This window comes from Variovorax sp. LjRoot290, from assembly GCF_964253985.1.
Lineage (GTDB): Bacteria > Pseudomonadota > Gammaproteobacteria > Burkholderiales > Burkholderiaceae_C > Variovorax.
Genome location: NZ_CAXURW020000002.1, coordinates 385914 through 403287, shown reverse-complemented (window position 1 = coordinate 403287; position 17374 = coordinate 385914). Strand labels below are relative to the sequence as shown.

At 58.4% G+C, this 17374-nt stretch carries 15 protein-coding genes; 8 read left to right on the top strand and 7 right to left on the bottom strand.

All coding sequences use genetic code 11. From position 1 onward, the window contains the following. Positions 1-75 precede the first annotated feature (75 nt). The 5 genes from ACSQ9A_RS30785 (at position 76) to ACSQ9A_RS30765 (ending at position 2921) form a co-directional block, all read left to right on the top strand. Entirely contained in the window at positions 76-432 is a 357-nt protein-coding gene (locus tag ACSQ9A_RS30785; RefSeq protein WP_436306678.1) for a helix-turn-helix domain-containing protein, read from the top strand. Position 433: 1 nt separating this feature from the next. Further along, the gene (locus tag ACSQ9A_RS30780) at positions 434-1042 is read left to right on the top strand and encodes an ImmA/IrrE family metallo-endopeptidase (protein WP_436306677.1); all 609 of its coding nucleotides are present in this window, start codon (positions 434-436) and stop codon (positions 1040-1042) included. Positions 1043-1093: 51 nt separating this feature from the next. After that, positions 1094-1597: a Panacea domain-containing protein gene (locus ACSQ9A_RS30775; RefSeq protein WP_436306676.1), complete on the top strand. Its 504-nt coding sequence runs from the start codon at positions 1094-1096 to the stop codon at positions 1595-1597. Further along, positions 1594-2037: a hypothetical protein gene (locus tag ACSQ9A_RS30770; RefSeq protein WP_436306675.1), complete on the top strand. Its 444-nt coding sequence runs from the start codon at positions 1594-1596 to the stop codon at positions 2035-2037. The genes ACSQ9A_RS30775 and ACSQ9A_RS30770 overlap by 4 nt, the downstream gene beginning before the upstream one ends. Before the next feature lie 320 nt (positions 2038-2357). Beyond that, the gene (locus ACSQ9A_RS30765) at positions 2358-2921 is read left to right on the top strand and encodes a hypothetical protein (protein WP_436306674.1); all 564 of its coding nucleotides are present in this window, start codon (positions 2358-2360) and stop codon (positions 2919-2921) included. 49 nt (positions 2922-2970) lie between these two features. On the opposite strand, the gene ACSQ9A_RS30760 is transcribed toward ACSQ9A_RS30765, so the two are convergent. Then, on the bottom strand, positions 2971-4065 hold the full coding sequence (locus tag ACSQ9A_RS30760; protein ID WP_436306673.1) for an IS630 family transposase: 1095 nt from the start codon (positions 4063-4065) through the stop codon (positions 2971-2973). Between the two features lie 506 nt (positions 4066-4571). On the opposite strand from ACSQ9A_RS30760, the gene ACSQ9A_RS30755 reads away from it, so the two are divergent. After that, positions 4572-9527, top strand: a complete 4956-nt coding sequence (locus ACSQ9A_RS30755) for a hypothetical protein (RefSeq protein WP_436306672.1) — start codon at positions 4572-4574, stop codon at positions 9525-9527. A gap of 142 nt (positions 9528-9669) precedes the next feature. Here the strand turns inward: ACSQ9A_RS30755 and ACSQ9A_RS30750 are convergent, their stop codons facing one another. From ACSQ9A_RS30750 to ACSQ9A_RS30725, 6 genes are all read right to left on the bottom strand, one after another. Beyond that, on the bottom strand, positions 9670-10692 hold the full coding sequence (locus ACSQ9A_RS30750; protein WP_436306671.1) for a hypothetical protein: 1023 nt from the start codon (positions 10690-10692) through the stop codon (positions 9670-9672). A gap of 89 nt (positions 10693-10781) precedes the next feature. Further along, entirely contained in the window at positions 10782-11057 is a 276-nt protein-coding gene (locus ACSQ9A_RS30745; RefSeq protein WP_436306670.1) for a hypothetical protein, read from the bottom strand. 238 nt (positions 11058-11295) lie between these two features. After that, positions 11296-12156, bottom strand: coding sequence for a restriction endonuclease (locus ACSQ9A_RS30740; RefSeq protein ID WP_436306669.1), 861 nt, complete (start codon positions 12154-12156; stop codon positions 11296-11298). Positions 12157-12162: 6 nt separating this feature from the next. Continuing rightward, positions 12163-13392 (bottom strand): DUF4236 domain-containing protein, encoded by a 1230-nt coding sequence (locus tag ACSQ9A_RS30735; protein WP_436306668.1) that lies wholly within the window; start codon positions 13390-13392, stop codon positions 12163-12165. Between the two features lie 30 nt (positions 13393-13422). Continuing rightward, the gene (locus ACSQ9A_RS30730; RefSeq protein ID WP_436307735.1) at positions 13423-13530 is read right to left on the bottom strand and encodes a YHYH domain-containing protein; all 108 of its coding nucleotides are present in this window, start codon (positions 13528-13530) and stop codon (positions 13423-13425) included. Between the two features lie 1227 nt (positions 13531-14757). Then, positions 14758-15405, bottom strand: coding sequence for a hypothetical protein (locus ACSQ9A_RS30725; RefSeq protein WP_436306667.1), 648 nt, complete (start codon positions 15403-15405; stop codon positions 14758-14760). A 290-nt stretch (positions 15406-15695) separates the two neighbouring features. Between ACSQ9A_RS30725 and ACSQ9A_RS30720 the strand changes: the two genes are divergently transcribed. Together ACSQ9A_RS30720 and ACSQ9A_RS30715 are read left to right on the top strand one after the other, a co-directional pair. Further along, positions 15696-17129 (top strand): ISNCY family transposase, encoded by a 1434-nt coding sequence (locus ACSQ9A_RS30720; RefSeq protein WP_436306644.1) that lies wholly within the window; start codon positions 15696-15698, stop codon positions 17127-17129. An 18-nt stretch (positions 17130-17147) separates the two neighbouring features. Next, a complete protein-coding gene (locus ACSQ9A_RS30715) occupies positions 17148-17282 on the top strand; it encodes a hypothetical protein (protein WP_436306643.1) in 135 nt (44 codons plus the stop codon). The last annotated feature ends 92 nt before the right edge of the window (positions 17283-17374 follow it).

Here is a 17374-nt window from a genome sequence, read left to right as displayed (position 1 = left end):
GCCACGATGTCAGTATTGTTGACATTTTGCGAGCATCAGCTAACATTCAAAGGTGGAACACGAGGAGCTAGCTCGATGATTGATGAAAGGCGCCTCTATCAGGCGCTTGGTGACAAGGTAAAAAAGCTTCGCGAGTCGCAAGCGGGCACTCGTGGACGGATGACTCAGTCGGAGCTAGCCGACTTGGTTGGATTGGAGAGGACTTCGATCACAAACATTGAGCGCGGCAACCAGAAGGTTCCCCTGCACGTCCTGTTCCGAATTTGCGAAGTACTTAGAGCATCCGTGAGCGATGCGTTGCCAAGCGTTGCGGATATTCAGATCGTCAAGCAACAGGCTGCTCTCGAAGACGTTTCACTTTCGAGCGAAACGGTTAAAGTGACGCCGCTTGTGAAGCAGGCGGTTACTGCTTTGTTGAACACGGGGAAGTGACATGTCACGACATCGAACTGAAAGCATCGAGAACGATGCCCTCGGATTTCTACGCAGAGCTGATGCCCTCTCCGTCCCCATAGACCTAGTCAAGGTGGCGCGGCTGCTCGAAGTATCAGTTCATCATGAGACGCTGGAAGACGAGGTCTCCGGCGTCCTGCTCATCAAAGGTCCGGAGAGGCATATCTTGGTCAATCAAGCGCATCACCCGAATCGTCAGCGCTTTTCTATCGCGCACGAACTTGGCCATTTGGTACTACACCACAAGGACGGCGACCGCCTCTTCGTGGATACGCACATCAAGCTGTACCAGCGCGTCGGCGCACCAAGCTCAAAGGTCTACACTGAACCTGGCTCGGCAACCACTCCTCAAGAGGAGCGGGAAGCCAATCAGTTTGCTTCGGCTCTTCTGATGCCGGCGCCATTGCTCAAGCAAGCGGCGAAGGAACGCGATCTTTGGGACGAACTCGATGTTTCGGCGCTCGCATCGATGTTTGCTGTGAGCGAGCAAGCCATGGCGATACGGTTACAACAACTGCAGGTTGTCGACTCTGTTTTGATGATGGAACCAAATCGAAAGTCCGCCGGCGCATTTCACGAACTTCACTGAGCGGCCAGTTGCTTACCGAGCTCGTGGCTATCGGTGACAAGGAAGAACAAAATGGCAAGCGAACAACACATTGCTGACATACCGCGGATGACGGGGCATGACCTCGCCCACCTAGTGCTGAGTACTTGTGGGCCTATGCCGCATCTGAAGCTTCAAAAGCTGCTGTTCTACGTCGACGCATGGCACTCCGTCTTCTTCGACGTACCATTGGTCGAGGAGCCGTTTGAAGCGTGGGTGCATGGTCCAGTCCTTCGCTCGGTGTGGAGCGAATTTCGGGACGTTAGCGTCCTGAACAACGACATCCCCGCGGAACGAATTGACCGCAAGCTTGCGGAACGCACCAAGGGGTCCATCACCGCGGACCAGCTTGAGTTCCTTGGCGATCTGCTCGAGGAGTATGGTGGTCACACGGCATATCACCTGGAGAACTTGACGCACTCCGAAGCGCCTTGGATTGAGGCGCGCGGCGGAACGCCGCCCTACGAGGCCTCAAACGCTCGGATATCCAAGGAGACGACGCGCCGTTACTATGCGTCGCGCATTTCCAGCCGGTGAGTAAGTACGCGAAGCGGCTTCAAGAAGGCCACGGGAAGGAACGCAAGCCACTTCAGGGCCAGGCAACTGCGGAGCAGGGCAAGGCGTCCGATCTCTTGTCGTTCAATTTCAAGCAACTTGATTTCGAGCAAGGTCACAACTTTGACGGCTGGCGTGAGCGGGACCTCTTGTGCGAGATGCTTACGCGCATGAAAGACCTTAGCTCGCGGACGATCAACGAGCTCAGGTCCACTAAGGACAGCGCGTTCTCGATATACGCCGAGTTTCCGAAGAAGACTGCTTTCAAGCACCCAAAGCACGTTCCTGAAGATGCGGTATGGGCGCGTTTCCACGTTAAAGGCGAACCGGTCGTTGCAGGCCATTTGGTTGGCAGCGTCTTCTACGTGGTATTCCTGGATGGCGAACACCAGTTCTATAAGACGGACAAGAAAAACACGTAGGATGTTGGCCGGAGTGAACCAAAGTTCAGCCGGCGCCGACACTCAGCACTGAGTAGTAGCGGTTCGCGACATCCCGCTCAAGCTGCGCTTGTCAGCCGAACACGGCCGCCAGCGTAAAGTGGCCGTCTCACCTCAGAAGGCTGTAATTCACCCATCTTTGAATTTTCCGGTCCGCCTGACATGGCCCAGACGTTGGCGGGGACCGGCCGCACTGCTAATCTGCGGGCATGTATCAGCCACACCCCAGCCAGCGGCTCACTGATCTCTTCCGAGCTAAGCCCTACCAGGGCACACGGCCTCGGGACGCGGAGTTTGTCTTCATGGGGCTCGATGCGAATTGCGACGCGGACATTGAGCGCGGCCGGGCGTTCGATAGTGTCCTCGAATATCACGCTGACGGAGTGGCATTCTGGCGGCGCCACGGAGTGCACCACCCGTTCCTGCTGCCCGGCTATAGCGGCGACGGTCAGCCCTATCACCAGAACTTTGCGAAAGTAGGGCTCAGGTCCGAAGACGCGGGCCGGGTATCGTTCGTCGAGCTGCTAAACGTTCCGACGATCGGCGGCAGCGACTTGGCTGTGAAGGATCTTGACCCGCGGCACCTCGACGAACTGAACGCGCTCATTCTGGGCGGCAGCAGGCGGAATGTCTTCCTCTCAGACAAGGTGGTTAGGCTCATGCGTCGCAGTGGTCGGTTCCGGTGGCTTCGCAAGCCGATCGCGAACCAGGTCCTTCCTGTGCTGCATAAGGTGGGTGCCACCACCGTGTACCAGCACCTGCACTTCTCAAATTACGGGATCTTTCAGAAGCGCATGGCCATGGAAGCAGCGGCAATCGCTGCTTTGGCGGCAGCGAAGCCCAAAGGCGGGCCGGAAGCGCGCTGATTGCCCAGCTCCTGGCGCAGTTGCGCAGAAGTTTCGAGTTCGGGGCGCGCTAGTGTCCTGTCCCGTTAATACGCCCGCACAGGCGAGCGAGCTTTTCTAGGATCGAGTCGGCGGTAGCGGTCCAGACGAAGGGCTTGCTCGACTGGTTGTAGGTTTGTACGAAGCGGTCGATCTTCTCGGTCAGATCTTTCACGCTGTTGAACGAGCCTCTGCGGATCGCTCGCGTGGTGATGACAGAGAAGAAGCGCTCGACCTGGTTCAGCCAGCTTGAGTAGGTGGGCACGAAGTGCATGTGCCAGCGCGGCCGCTCGGCCAACCATGCGCGCACCTTCGGGTGTTTGTGGCTGGCATAGTTGTCCACGATGCAGTGGACATCCAGTTCAGCCGGGACGGCCTTGTCGATAGAACGCAAGAAGGCCAGGAACTCCTGATGACGGTGCCGCGGGCGGCACTGCGCCAGCACCTGGCCGCTCATCACGTTCAGCGCTGCGAACAGGGTGGTCGTGCCGTGGCGCACGTAGTCGTGCGTGACGCCTTCCACGTAGCCCAGCCCCAGCGGCAGCATCGGCTGCGTGCGCTGCAGGGCTTGGCATTGGCTCTTCTCGTCAACACACAGCACCAGCGCATTGTCCGGCGGGTTCAGGTACAGACCGACCACATCCCTGAGCTTCTCGATGAAGAACGGGTCGGTCGACAGCTTGAAGGTCTCCACCCGGTGCGGCTTGAGGTTGAAGGCTCGCAAGTACCGCTGCACCGTGCTCTTGCTGATGCCCGTGCTGGCCTCCAGGGCGCGCGTGCTCCAGTGCGTGCCGCCGTCGGTGGGCTTGCTGTGCAGCGTGGTGGCAATCAGTTGAGCAACGCGCTCGTCGTCCACCGTGCGAGGACGCCCTGAGCGCAGCTCGTCGTACAGCCCGGCGAGACGGTACTGGGCATAGCGATCGCGCCACTTCGTCACCGTACCGCGATGGATGCCAAGCTCCCGCGCTACGCCAAGTACGGGCGCGTCGCTTGTTGTGCAGGCCAGAACGATTCGAGCCCGCAATGCCAACGCTGCCGGCAGCGAGCGCGAACGCGCTATGGATACGAGCTCAGCGCGCTCGGATTCGCTCAGCGCAATTGCGCTCTTCATGGTGGCATTCGCCATGGTGGGCACTCCTTGAAGAATGCCTCAAACCACGCACGATGCGTGCCTACGAATTAATGGGACAGGACACTAGCTGGTCGGGAGCTGCCCATGGCGAGGTCGCGGTCGGCTGATTCGGGCCCTTTGCAATCCTTCGGCGTGCCAACAGCCATTGCCTGCCTTCCGTTGTCCGATGATGGGCCGGCCTTGCTTTGCATCCATTGCCGTACTGCCGGCCTCCACAAGTGGGGTCACTCGCCATCGGCATCACAGTGGTTGCGCCGAGCCAACCACGCAACGAACTACCGGTTCATGTGAAATGCATGCGAGAGACCGACTTAAGCTACCCATTTTCCCAAATTTGTCACAGATGCGAGGAAAGTCGGCTGGCACGACTTTCGGAATGCGGCATGCTTCTCGAAGCCCCGATCCAAAACGGCAATCGAACGCTGGAGGTCGGCCCATCAGCGCAGATCTTCTCCGCCTTGCGCACGTCTACCAACTGCTCAAGAGACATCACAACCCCGATGACGCAGATGCTTCACGATAAAAAGGACAGCAGTGGCCTTGCAACGGCGCTTGATTACTGTCGGAATCTTCCCGTTAGACCGGACCGTTCAATTCCTAGAGACCACCTCATCGAGGAGATCAAGCGAGCACTAGATGGAGCATCGACTGCTGTCCTGATTGTTGGTGAAGCGCTCACAGGAAAGAGTGAAGTGCTTGCCGACTTATACAGAAGAGAACCCGACGACTCAATCGGAATTTTTCTCGGTGCGGACACCTTTTTTAGATCCAAGGAGTACGTTCGACTCGTAGTTGCAGAGCAAATTTCTTGGATCGTAGATCGCAAACCACTAGTCGAGGACGCCGTTAGCGAGGATCTGTATAGGCGCTTGCTCTACAGACTACAAAAGCATTCTCGTCGCAACAAGATTACATGGCTCGTCGATGGTCTCTCCTCGGCTCAGTCCTCGGACTCTCACGGCATTCGTGATCTCTTGGCACTCCTGCCATTGGGAGCGCGCGAGTTCAACTTCGTCTTATCCGCGGAATCCGATATTGCAGACCAGATGAAGGCATGCCATCGGCCACCGAAAGTCATGGACATGATGCTCGTCAGCCCTGATGAAGCTCGCAACTATCTGTCGGATCTGCTAAGTGATGACAAGGACATCCAAGAGGTGCGCACACTATGTCGGAGTAGCGTTGGCCGAATCTCCATGGTTCGTTCATTCTTGCTTGATGGTTCGTCGCTCGAAACGCTTTTGGATAGGCGGAATGGCTCCTTGGAGTCGCTTTTTGAGCTCGAATGGGGAAAGATACCGAGCACGCCAGAGGTCCACGGCACCATTGCGATCGTGCTATTCTCAGATCGACCGATCACTGTTGGAGAGATCGCACTACAGCTGCAATTAGAAGAAGGCATTGTTCAGAGCCAGATCGCGGCGTCGCGAATTCTTTCGACCGCAGCTACGACACAAGGCGCTGTTGTGTCGATGTCATCCAGAGCCCATCGACGATTTGCGGCCACAAAACTTGCGAGCCTTGAGGAAGGTGTTCGGCGGGCAAGCATCGAGAGGCTTCTCTCGGCCGCCGATGCCAAGGAGACTGTGAGATACCTTCCCGCGCAGCTGGTGAAGGCCGGGCGTCACGCGGAGCTGCTAGAGAGACTGGATCCAAAACACTTTCTTCGACTCCTTGAGATCGAGCAGACACTCCGTTCACTAAGAAGACATGCAGACTTCGGCAGGGAGGCTGCCAGGCAGCTCGGCCAACTACATACTGAGGTGGCCTTCTCTCTTATGTCCTCGTTAGTTACAGGACTGACCCTCGCGGTAGGGCGAGTTCAGCAGATCGAAGCATTGACTGGACTAGGTCTGCATGAGATTGCGTTAGAGATCGCGGCGACAGCACCGACCGCCGAGGAAAAGCTGCACCAACTCGCGCGCGCTGCTAATGGCCTTGATGCAAAGGACTATCCGATCTCTGAAGGTATACGCGCGCAATTGAAGCAGCTGGCGGAAGAAGTTGGCGGAGAGGCGTTGGGTGAGTTGGGAATCGACATTGCGTGCGATCTACTCTCTGTGGATGTGAAGCTGGCTGAATCATTTCTGCGCCGCGTTGTCGACGGCTCTGTGCGCCTCGTCTCAGAAGGGGCATCGCTCGAAGCCGCTCCTCATGGGCTACACGGCACGGACGCCAGCCAGAAAGACACATCTAAAAGTGCAAAGCGAGACTCCCTTGAGATCCCCCCTCACAAGCAGTCCCAGTTCTGGCGTCAATCAAGACGCCGTTTTCGGCGCATCAAGGCCGAACAGCTCCTCAGAAGTCTGAAAGACGAGCCTCCCGCATTTGCGATGTCGCTCTGCACGATGTGGCTACATGGCAACAAGGGTAGTAAGGATTGCGCGAAAGTAGCGGACGCCGCACTGGACAGCATGCTTGCTGATACATCAAGAACGCCGCGCATTCAGGATCTAGTTGAGATCGGGCGAATCTTGCCAAGCCTTAACGATGCCAGTGAGTCGGAGAACCTCTGTGGTCGACTTGAAACGCAGTATCGAGTACTTGGTCACCACGGTACGAGTGTGGATTCGGTGCGCCTGCGAATGCAGCTGCACCGCGCTCGCTATGCAAGCCGTCCACAGACCACTGAACTCGATCTGATTGATCTCTTTGTTGAGGTTCAATCCTTAGGCGAGCTTAGTACACGGGCGACTTGCTGGGCTTGGATGCTAGTACACCTTTCGGCGTTTAAGAACGTGGAGCAGCTTGAGTCGACTACGGAACTCCCGACACTCACTTCCCGCGAGTTACAACGCACAATGGAGGAGCTTCTAGCGTCAGCGGCTGACCACTTCAAGGTTTCCAACGACGCATTGCACGCTTTGAATCGTTTCAACCCAGAGCTTGCGCTTGAATTCATCTCGCAGCTTAATACTGTGCGCTCACGAGATGCCGCCTACGAAGCGTTCGTTCGAGATCTGGTTCCCCGCCACAGTAAGAACGGCAAGTTAATCGTGCGGGCTTTGAGCCTCATTGAGGAAGATCTTAAACGGCATCGCACCACGGTGAACGCGCTCAGCGCCATCCGGTGGCTCAAGGAAGAGGAAGGGTCCGAGGATCCGATTGACCCCGAGTTGCTGGAGATCTGGAGAAATATTGACGTAGACCTGTTTCGCTTCCATGCGGCCGTGATCACGATGGCTTATCAGGTAGAGGCGGGACGTCATGACCGCGCTTTTGAACTTCGGAGGGCCGCTGATGCGATATGGTCTGCTATCCCAGATGGCTCCGCCAAGGTCGAGCTTGGCTATATGGCTGCTCGAGTACTTGCGAATGCCGATAGGGTGACAGCCACACAATGGATCGAGAAGACCGAAAGTCTAGTTAGTACGGCTCGCGTCGGTTCTGAGGCCGCGATCAACGCGTTGTATTACTCGGTGCGTCTCGCCACGCGGATGCTACCTATGACCGTCGTCGTACAAGGCAAAGAGCAAAGCTATGAGGCAATCAGGCGACTAGAGATGCTCATATCATCAATCCCGGTGCCGGAGCTGCAGGTGTCCATTTGGACTGGATTGGCTATCAGACTGCATTTTGCTGGGCATCTGCCTCTCGCGAAAGACGTTGTTGATCGCCAACTTGCACCGATCCTAAACCGAGATTATGAGAACAACAAAAGTCTGCAAGATCTTCTGGTCTCCGAAGCGGCGCCCGCACTCTATCTAGTGCACCAGTCCAGCGCAGTGTTTCGAGTGGACTCAATGCGTTCGGAGTTCGCGAAGGACGAAGCGCGCAGGAATGTCTTCGTCACCCTCTTGAAAAAATGCCCTCATTGGGAGCCCTACCCGATTGATCGAGAGATCGAGTACTCTCTAGACCAAAATACAGTGTCAGATCTGCTTGCGATCATTCGTCAAATCAAGACGGATAGCACATTCTTTGGAATGCTGGGGGATCTCTGCCGAAGCTTGGCTGCCGACCAGAATCGAACTAGGCTGCAACGAAACATGGTTTTAGAGTCGTTGCGTGCGCTCGAAGAAACCGTGTCGGCGACACTACCGGATTCGCGCAACATCAAGCATGACGGGTACGTAGTCGTATCGAGTGCATTGATTCAGTTCGCTCGCTCCAAAGTGCAGCGTGACTCCGCCAGTGCAGTTACTAAGAACTGGGAGTCACTCTACTCGCGCGCTCGAGCGGTTCCAAATGTGGCGGACCGTGCAGTCGTAACGGCGATAGTAGGTGTCAACGCTCATGTGGTTCCGCAAAGCGCCGTGAAGAGTTGGCTTCAGGACGTTCGAAAAGATCTGAGTGAAATTCCTGCAGCGCACGACAAGCTCGACCGCTTTGAGTGGATTGCTAAAATTGTGCAGCAACGAGACAAGGTCGCGGCGCGTACGCTTATATCAGACGCGATAAAGCTAAGTAGCTATCAGCGTCCGGAGGACGATGTGGTCAAGCAGCAGCAGCGCCTCCTCGATTTCGCTCATGTTATCGATCCGCGTCTTGCGAATGACCTCGTAGAGACATTCGATGCCGACGAGGCTAGAAAGGTGTCGTTGCGAAAGCAACTAGAGACCAGCACGAAGCGCAAGGCCCTTGCCTCCAAGCCGGATGCTTTGGAAGTCGCCGAACTCGATGACGAGCAACTCGTCGAGATATGTCGCGGCAACCTTGGATCTCTCATGGCAGGGAGGATTAACGCTCGGCCAATGGAGGAGTTTCGCGAGCTTAGCGGACGTGCTCGAACCATGACCATCGAGGAGTCCATGCCGATATGGGAATGGATTGTCGAGAACTCAGTGCGCATACAGAATCCGGGTGCTCGCGGCGCGGATGTATCCAGCATCAAGCTGTTTGAGGCGACCTGCCGAATTGCAGAGATCGCCCAAGGGCTTGTTGGGCAACTGGCTGGCCGATTGCCTGACACGCTGTCGAAGGACGCCGGGTCTACCATCTTTCGGGCGGGAGACCGCGACGCGTTTATTGCTCGGGTGGCAGAGTGGGCCGCCGGGCACGACGGCCAGACCATCTGGATCTCCGATCCGTACTTCGCACCAAGTGACCTCGAATTCCTGCGCGTCCTACACCAGGCTGCGCCGAACGCCCAGTTTCGCATTCTGACAAGTAAAGGGCATATGAAGAACAGCAAGATTGAGGCCCCGGAAGATAGTTTTCTTGACGCGTGGCAGGACCGTTTTGATATCGAACCGCCAACTACGCAGATTGGGGTAGTGGGCTTTGGTACGGGCGGCACGCATCCTATTCATGATCGTTGGGTCGTTTCTACTAGTTCAGGGCTGAGACTCGGAAGTTCAATCAATTCAATTGGACTTACTCGGGTCTCAGAGGTTTCTGAGCTAGCGCCTGTTGATGCGGCCGATCGCGTAACGGAGATCGACTCCTACTTCAATTCGCCAGCGCGCCTGCATGCCGGCGAACGACTGTCCGTTTCATACTTCAATCTGCATTAGCTGGCCGCCGTCGGCAATTGAGCGGGACATTGCACTAGCCGTCGTTCACGCTAACCTCGATGACCGATTCCGCTGCACAATGCTCCCTTGCGAGCACGCCTGAGGCGACTTGACAGCGCATTGAACAACGGAAGGCATGCGACTACTGCAGTTCAAGCGGTTCCGCTTCGTCGAGCCTCATGAGCCTTCGGCGACGATTGGTCTCGGCGATGGCGTCGGCGACGGTCTCATAGCGGCCGGACAGTAACGTGTCGAGCGCGCAGTAATGCGAATCCGTCGGCCAGATGTTGCGCCCCGACCGGACCTCTTTGGATGGGGTCATCGCGGGCCCCAGAGTGTAGAGAAAGACCGGGTCCTGCCCAACCGGCCAATTCTTGTTGAGGCGATTGAGGTTCACCACCACGTCGACCTTCTCCACGAAATGCACGCTCTGCACCTTGCCGTGATATCGGAAGCCGATGTAGTTCTGAGGAACCTTCGGGAAGCGCGGATACGCGGGGCCGCCCACGGGGTGGAAATACTGCGGTGGATCGCCCGTGGCGACGTCGATCCATGTGTAGCCGCGCCCCTCGATGATCTCCTTGGTTCCAAGCGGGACGAGGTAGACGATGCTGCTGAGGATGTCCTGCATTTGCATATAGCGCTCCAAGTGGTTGCCCAGTTGCTCCAGCCAAAGGCGTTCGACGACCTGGCGCGTTTTCACGCGGCACCGTGCCGCCAACCTGACGATGTCCTCCCACGAACGATGCGTTGTTGGCACGCCCGCGAGTTTGGAGGGCAACTTCACGAACTTGCGGTTCATGGCCGTGAGGCTCACCAACTTGGTGAGCCGCGAAGCCTTCGGGTCTATGCGTTCGGCATACAGCCTGAACTGCGCTTCAGTCGGAATGACCCAGCCAACCTTGGCTTCAATGATTGCATGGCATTCGGACCCAGTGCGCAGCTCGATGTCGGTGAATCCGCCCGCCCCCGGCTCGTGCCGCTGCATGTCCACCCGCAGCTCGGACGCGTCGACCTTCTCGCCGAACAAGTCTTCCAGCAGAGCTCGCGCAAAGGTCGGCGACTGCGCGAGCGTCCAGCCCAAGGCGGCCGTCGCGCTGTTCTCGTCGATGCCCGAGGCGCCGAACACAGTCGAAAGTTCCCGGCTTCGCCAAAACGCCTTCATCGCTCCTCTTCCGGACACGTGGTGACGGTTTGCGCCTGTTGTTCGACGGCAAAGCCGGACCGATCGGTGAGCTGCTCAAAGCGTTGCATTTACCTCGGCGACCGAGCATCCTCCGGCAGAGTCCATCCGTGCAGTTCTTCTGAGAGAACAAGCCGAATATCCTCAAATGTCATTGAGCGTGCATCGCGTGGGAGCCAGCCGAACTTGTGAATGAGGTAGTAACGAACCGCGTCAATTCCATTTAGCGCAGGATCTTTGTACTTCTCTCGCTTGGCAATGAAGTCACCGAAGACAGCAAGTGAATAGTTCAGTCCGCCTTCGGCTTCGTAGAGGCGATTCAGGATCTCGTATCGTTCCTTGTTCATGCGTTCCTTCAATGAATCGATGATTGGTTGTGACGCGGGCGCGTTGCTGTGGAGTTCCTGCGCGGTAAGGAACCCCAGGCACTTGCGCCGTTGCTTGATAATCTGCCGCAGGGCGGAGTATTAATGATCTGGGGTTGTGGACACTTTTAGTCTGTCATAGGCTTTTGTCTCCGAGTCATTCGGAGTTGTTGAAGTTTTTGGATCCGTGAGCATGAAGACAAACCAGATCCCTTCGAGATTATGACCGCGTGCCTTTGCAAGCCGGGTAGCTCACGCAACCCCAGAACTCACCCCCGGCATTCGCTCCTCGCTTCGCAGTGCGGCGTATCATTGCTCCGGCGCAAACTGGACACGTGGGCACTCCAACCAATGGCTTCGTCCGCGCTGGATTGCCACCATGCGGCATCTGCGATGTGCCAGCTGACTTCGTTTCTTGAGTGCAACGGATCAGACCGAGTAGAGCCGGCCCGTCAATCAATTGGATGTTGCGCCCCTTCGCAAATGCTTCTGCCTCTCTGGTAAATCGGCCGGAGGTCACCGCCATCCCGCCTACGGCGTCTTCGGCCGCCATCACGCCATACAGCTCCCGCACCACCTGAACCCCGACCTTGAAGGCCTTCCACTGCTTGCATTGCACCAGAAACTTCTCGCCATTTTTTCGCAGCCGGAGATCCACGCCTCCGTCGGCCCCCTTGCCGCCGGTTTCGAGGACCTGGTAGCCCTGCAGCCGAAAGCCCTCCCCTACCAGCATCTCGAATTCACGCCAGCTGATCCCCTCCAGGATGTCCGCGGCACCACCCGCCACGACGCCATCGACCAACGTCCTGCGCTTGTGTCTGCGCAATGCAGAGACGAGCGCGCCGATCAGGCAGAGCAGTGGCACCAGAAACTGGCCGACATAGGCCAAAGCCTTCCACATGCTACTCGTCACCATCTGCGCGAGCTGATCAGGACGCGCTGCCACGACGGCAGCCGGCGCAGCGAGTGCGTGCAGCACGACATAGCTCACCAGCGCCGTTCCCACGCCAGCCCACCACGGCAGCATTGCCACCAGTTCGATCACGTCGTCCGCAGTGCCGTTCTTTTTCCGTCGTGCCATGCCTGTTCAGCGCTCCGTTGTGAAATCGGGCAATGCCCTCGATCCGTCGAGCGGCGCGATCGCCTTGAAGACGCCCGTCTTGCTCATATCCCGGCGCAGCTCGAACCTCGCCAGCGCTTCCACCACGTCCAGAGCCTGCAACTGCTGGAAGTCGATGGCGTTCCATTCGCTGCGTTGCACGCGCACCGAGATGAGGTACTCGTCGCCAAGCTGGGCCGTGGCCGCATTGCGCCGCTGCGTGAAGGCCGACAGTACGACCTCCCCCGCCAGAGGCAGCGCCGCAAACGCCTCCCCGATCAACCGGAACGCGATGCCATGGACATGCGACATGTACATCTTCTGAACTTTGGTGCGCGAGAGTTCCTTCACCGATAGCCGAAGTCCTCGAGCCGGCACCGCAGCCAATTGCGTCGGCATCTCTTCGATCTCCGGCAAGTCGACGTCCAGCATCACCAGCTCGCCCAATGCCTTCACCTCCAGCGCGACCTGCGTTTCCCGTGGCCAGACTACCTCCTGGAGGCGGGCTTCCAGAAATGCCTCCATTGCTGACGGATCGCGGTAGATGTCTATCTCGACGAGCACTCTGCGCCTGGCGCACTCGCGGTCGTACGCCAGCTTCGCGGCCGTCCACCCGTTCATTTCCTCGTCGTGCAACTCACGAGCGTGGTGATTCCCGTCAGCGATCTGCGCCAGCCGACCCGGAACCCAGCGTTCCCACCACTTCGGAAGGCGCGTCGCAGCCATGGCAGGTTGGGGCTCCGGAAACGGCGGGGCGTGGAAACGCGGCTTTTCCCGCGGGTCTGGCGTTTCCAGATGCAGGCGTGCGAGCGCTTCAATCTGCCCGTTCACCTTTTCGCAGGCATCGGCGATTAGACCTCGCAGCACATCCTTGGCCTGCGTTTTCGCGAGCGCGATGTGCGCTTCAGTTGCTTGTTGCCCCGCGGCGTTTGTGAAGACCAGCTGCCCATCGTCCTGCACTGAACAGGTCAGGGACGTGACGGCCGAAGCGACCTGTGGCGCGGCAGGTGCCGCCTGGTGGTGGGCAGGCCGTTCAGCAGAAAGCCGTGTCCTCGATGAAAGGCCGCTGCCCGGAATGCCGGCGTTCAGGAAGGTTCCGCGACTGCCCACGTTGACTGACGCACCGCGCGGCCCAAAAGTCCAACTTGAGCCGGAACCGCTGAGATTCCAGCGCACGCCAGGGGCAAGCTTGATCGACTTGCGAAAGCGAAGCGCCATGACGTGCTGCTCAATTCGGCATCGTCAGCGCTATCGATGGCAGTGGTACGTTCCGCTCGAACGGTCGTGGTGACAGCCGTTCCTGTCCAGGCCGCCAGAGTGCGCGATCGCTCCGAAGCTTGTGGCACAGGCGACCATGGCCATCAGAATTCTTTTCATTTCTTCCTCTCTCCGTCTAGGGGACAGAGCATGCACTCGGTTTGCAGATTTGGACTGCAGGTTTTTCTTCAGCGCGTGATTTTCTTTGGAGAAAGTAGTGGCGCGAATTAGGTGCTACGTGGCGGCTGGCCCTCGGTGTAACCAAAAACGTCTACGCCGACCAGCAAGCCTGCGACTTGGAAGGCTGGCTGAAGGCTTCGAGAAGACGGTTAATAAAAGTACAGAAGTGAGCCTGCCCTGCCCTATCTCTACAAGCCGATGCGCACCGATCTGCCAACAAAGTACGACTACCTCAAAGTCGGCTGATGGCGGCTTGCGGCCGATCGTCAACATCTCCATCCATCGAAGGATCGGTCAGCGGACACAGGCGCAGAGTGCCCGACAGGTCGACCTCAGTGTTCGGCCCCTCCCGGCGCAGCGCCTGACGGAAAGAGGGTGTCCGCGGATCGCAGGACACCCCTTCTTTCACTGAGTATGGCAAGGTCGGCTGCACGTTCGGCAGCCGTTCACTTGGTGATAGTGCTGGCGAGCCGCTTGGACCGCACTGGCGCAGCTGGAGAAATAGCCGAGCGATAGAGCGTTCGCCGGGCTCGGCCAAAACTGACAGCCCCGCTCATGGACCTCATGGTCACCGTTCGTTTGCTGCTGACGATTGACGCAGTATTCAGCCATCACTGTCTCCTCTCGGTCTGTCCGCCGGCTCGTTGGTCTGCGGATCGTGGTGCTCCCGCTCGGAATTTAGGACCAGCCGTTCCAGCGCAGCATCCGCACTTAGGGGCTTGACAGTCCGGCGGTTGTGGGCGTTGCATTTTTGAGGCGGCCTTGTGCGGTGAATCACTGATTGCTGTAAGACAAGGCCGCGCGCACGCACGGAGGGCCGACCCTGAGGCGGGTACGGTCTGCGCGTGGGCGGCAACTGTCGAAAATCTGGCGCGCTGTATCGCCTGCGGCGGCGGCCGCCTCGGATAGTACGGACCACGTGTTGGGACGCCGACGGGGGTACTGACCAGCACCGATCTCCACCGTTTGGTGGATTGCCCAACCTTGCGGGACCGCTCTACGATGCGCCGGAACTACTTCGCCGTGCATGGGACTCCGTGAGCCGCGGCGGCGAGGCGCGCTCAAGAAGTCTCTGCTTCAATTTCAGCGGCTCCGTGAAAGACCTGCCCCACGCGGAGCGCATTGCTCGGACTCAGGGACCCAGCGTTAATCGCGCAATGATGCAGCTTCGATGGCGGGCGCGGCCGAGGCGGCAGCGGATGTATGGCGTTGATGCTTTTTAAGCTGCCTCCCGACTCTCCACGCGATGGCAACTTCAATTGCGTCCCGCAATAGATAGAGGCCCATCAGGAAGAATCCGAGCAACATCGCTGCGGCCGTCGCGATCGCCGTCAATTGTTTCGTCGCGACAAGTTTGAGCACTATGGGCGCGACATAGGCAGCGATTCCAACCAAAAAGAGAAAGGCAAATGCTGCCAGCAAAATTCCGACCCTACCAGGCCGAACCTCGATGAGACCTCGATCGTCGAGATGTATGTAGTAACGACTGGTCCGGAGCTCCCAAACTGAAAAGAGCCTGGTCTTGTAAAGCTCCATGATCGCCAACGACAGCCGGGGGGAAGCTGAGCGGCCCAAGGCGCTGGCGAACACCAGTTCTTGTTTCGCCAGATCAACAAACCGAATGAGGTCTTCATTGCCCATCGCTTCAGATTTCAGAAAGTTGAGGTGTTTGAAGCGACGCTTGATAAGGTACTCGTCATGAAATTCGTACAGCGTCTTGACCGCCTTGACGAACGCGACGAGTAGTACGAATGTGGCGCCGTATGCTGAGGTGAGAACGTCGGAAAGTGACATCGGAGGTGAACGATCAATGTGGAATGCGTAAAGTGTATGAACCATAAGCAAGGTTCGTCGGATCAGGTAGCGATCAGCAGCGCAGATGCTCGTTTGACCAAAACGGACGGACCTGCTCGCTGCTGAAGGCCGATACGCCGCAAGGCCCGTCCATCGCTCCGCTCGGAGCACTTAACATAACAAGGCATGCTCCCAAACACACTGTAGCGGCTGAATAGTAATGTCGCGTTTTGGCCAAGTAGAAATGTCGCAAAGTCTGCCGTCCCAGTTTCTGGGGCTGGGGTACGGCGATGGCGACGACGGCGACAACCATCACGATGACCATGCGCGAAGCCGATCGACTCAAGACGGTCCAAGCCGTGGTGGACCGGATGCTGCGCGTTGGTCAGGCCGCGCTGCGCCTGGGCCTGAGCCGGCGACAGATGGAGCGGCTCGTTGAGCGATACACGGCCGATGGTGTAGCCGGGCTCGTATCGCGCAAGCGTGGGCGGCCGAGCAATCATCAACTGGACCCAGGTACCGCCGAACGAGCCACGGCACTGATCCGCGAACGCTACCCCGACTTTGGTCCGACGCTTGCGTGCGAGAAGCTTCGTGAGTGCCATGGATTGATCCTGGCCAAGGAGACCGTGCGGGTGCTGATGATGGCGGCGGGCCTGTGGACGCCGCGCAGGCAGCGCGCCCCCAAGATCCACCAGCCGCGCAACCGCCGCGACTGCCTGGGCGAGCTCATCCAGATCGATGGCAGTGATCACGCCTGGTTCGAGGAGCGATCGCCAGCGTGCACCCTGCTGGTGTTCATCGACGACGCCACCAGCCGGTTGATGCAGCTGCGCTTCGTGCCCACCGAATCGAGCTTTGCCTACTTCGAGGCGACCCGTGGCTACCTGGAGGCCCACGGCAAGCCGGTGGCGTTCTACAGCGACAAGGCGAGCATCTTCCGGCCGGTGACCAAGCCGGAGTTCGGCGAGCGTGGTGTCACGCAGTTCGGCCGGGCCTTGTACGAGTTGAACATTGACATCATGTGCGCCAACTCCAGCCAGGCCAAGGGCAGGGTCGAACGTGCCAACCAGACGTTGCAGGACAGGCTGGTCAAGGAGCTGAGGCTGCGTGGCATCAGCACGCTCGAGGCGGGCAACGCGTTCGCGGGCCACTTCATGGCCGACTTCAACGGCCGGTTCGCCAAGTCACCGCGGCGCGACTTCAACGCACACCGGCCGCTGCGCGCGGATGAGGACTTGGACCTCACCTTCACCTGGCGGGAGCTGCGCAAGGTGTCGCTGTCGCTGACGTTGAACTATGCGCGCGAGATCTACATGCTGGCGGACACGGCAGGCAACCGGAGGCTGATCCAACGGTACATCGATGTGTACGAGTATCCCGATGGGCGCATCGAGGTGCGCGCGGGCGGCGGCGCCCTGCCCTACGTGCGCTATGACAAGCTGCCGCAGATCGACACCGCTGCCGTCGTGGAGAACAAGCGCCTGGGTCATGCGCTGCGCGCGGCGCAGGCGATCCAGGCGCAGCGAGATGACCGGCGCTGCACGCCATCGCGAACGAATCAGGGGCAGCCTCCACGGCCCAGGGCGGCAGTACCCGGCACGCGTAACCCGAGGCAGTTCAACGTCCAGGACTTCGAGCAGGCCCTGCGCAAGGCGTGCAAATCGATGACGCCCTTGTCGACTGCTTCGACCACGGCAACGCGTCCTTCAAAGGCGCGATAGCCCAATCAATTCAACAGCGTGCACGACGAACGCGCCGGCCTTCGGCTGATAGGCCTGTGCGAGTTCAAAGGCAAGGCGGTCACCGAGTTCGCCGGGCTCCATCAAGAAAGAGGAAATGCGACATTTCTATTTGGCCAGGAATGCGACATCTGAACTTAGCGTTGACACACACTTGTAGCGGCTGAATAGTAATGTCGCGTTTTGGCCAAGTAGAAATGTCGCAAAGTCTGCCGTCCCAGTTTCTG

Excerpts from the sequence above, each read along its gene's own strand:
- ACSQ9A_RS30785 (WP_436306678.1), top strand. The coding sequence starts at position 76 with ATGATTGATGAAAGGCGCCTCTATCAGGCGCTTGGTGACAAGGTAAAA.
- ACSQ9A_RS30780 (WP_436306677.1), top strand. The coding sequence starts at position 434 with ATGTCACGACATCGAACTGAAAGCATCGAGAACGATGCCCTCGGATTT.
- ACSQ9A_RS30775 (WP_436306676.1), top strand. The coding sequence starts at position 1,094 with ATGGCAAGCGAACAACACATTGCTGACATACCGCGGATGACGGGGCAT.
- ACSQ9A_RS30765 (WP_436306674.1), top strand. The coding sequence starts at position 2,358 with ATGGGGCTCGATGCGAATTGCGACGCGGACATTGAGCGCGGCCGGGCG.
- ACSQ9A_RS30760 (WP_436306673.1), bottom strand. The coding sequence starts at position 4,065 with ATGGCGAATGCCACCATGAAGAGCGCAATTGCGCTGAGCGAATCCGAG.
- ACSQ9A_RS30755 (WP_436306672.1), top strand. The coding sequence starts at position 4,572 with ATGACGCAGATGCTTCACGATAAAAAGGACAGCAGTGGCCTTGCAACG.
- ACSQ9A_RS30750 (WP_436306671.1), bottom strand. The coding sequence starts at position 10,692 with ATGAAGGCGTTTTGGCGAAGCCGGGAACTTTCGACTGTGTTCGGCGCC.
- ACSQ9A_RS30745 (WP_436306670.1), bottom strand. The coding sequence starts at position 11,057 with ATGAACAAGGAACGATACGAGATCCTGAATCGCCTCTACGAAGCCGAA.
- ACSQ9A_RS30740 (WP_436306669.1), bottom strand. The coding sequence starts at position 12,156 with ATGGCACGACGGAAAAAGAACGGCACTGCGGACGACGTGATCGAACTG.
- ACSQ9A_RS30735 (WP_436306668.1), bottom strand. The coding sequence starts at position 13,392 with ATGGCGCTTCGCTTTCGCAAGTCGATCAAGCTTGCCCCTGGCGTGCGC.
- ACSQ9A_RS30730 (WP_436307735.1), bottom strand. The coding sequence starts at position 13,530 with ATGGTCGCCTGTGCCACAAGCTTCGGAGCGATCGCGCACTCTGGCGGC.
- ACSQ9A_RS30725 (WP_436306667.1), bottom strand. The coding sequence starts at position 15,405 with ATGTCACTTTCCGACGTTCTCACCTCAGCATACGGCGCCACATTCGTA.
- ACSQ9A_RS30720 (WP_436306644.1), top strand. The coding sequence starts at position 15,696 with ATGGCGACGACGGCGACAACCATCACGATGACCATGCGCGAAGCCGAT.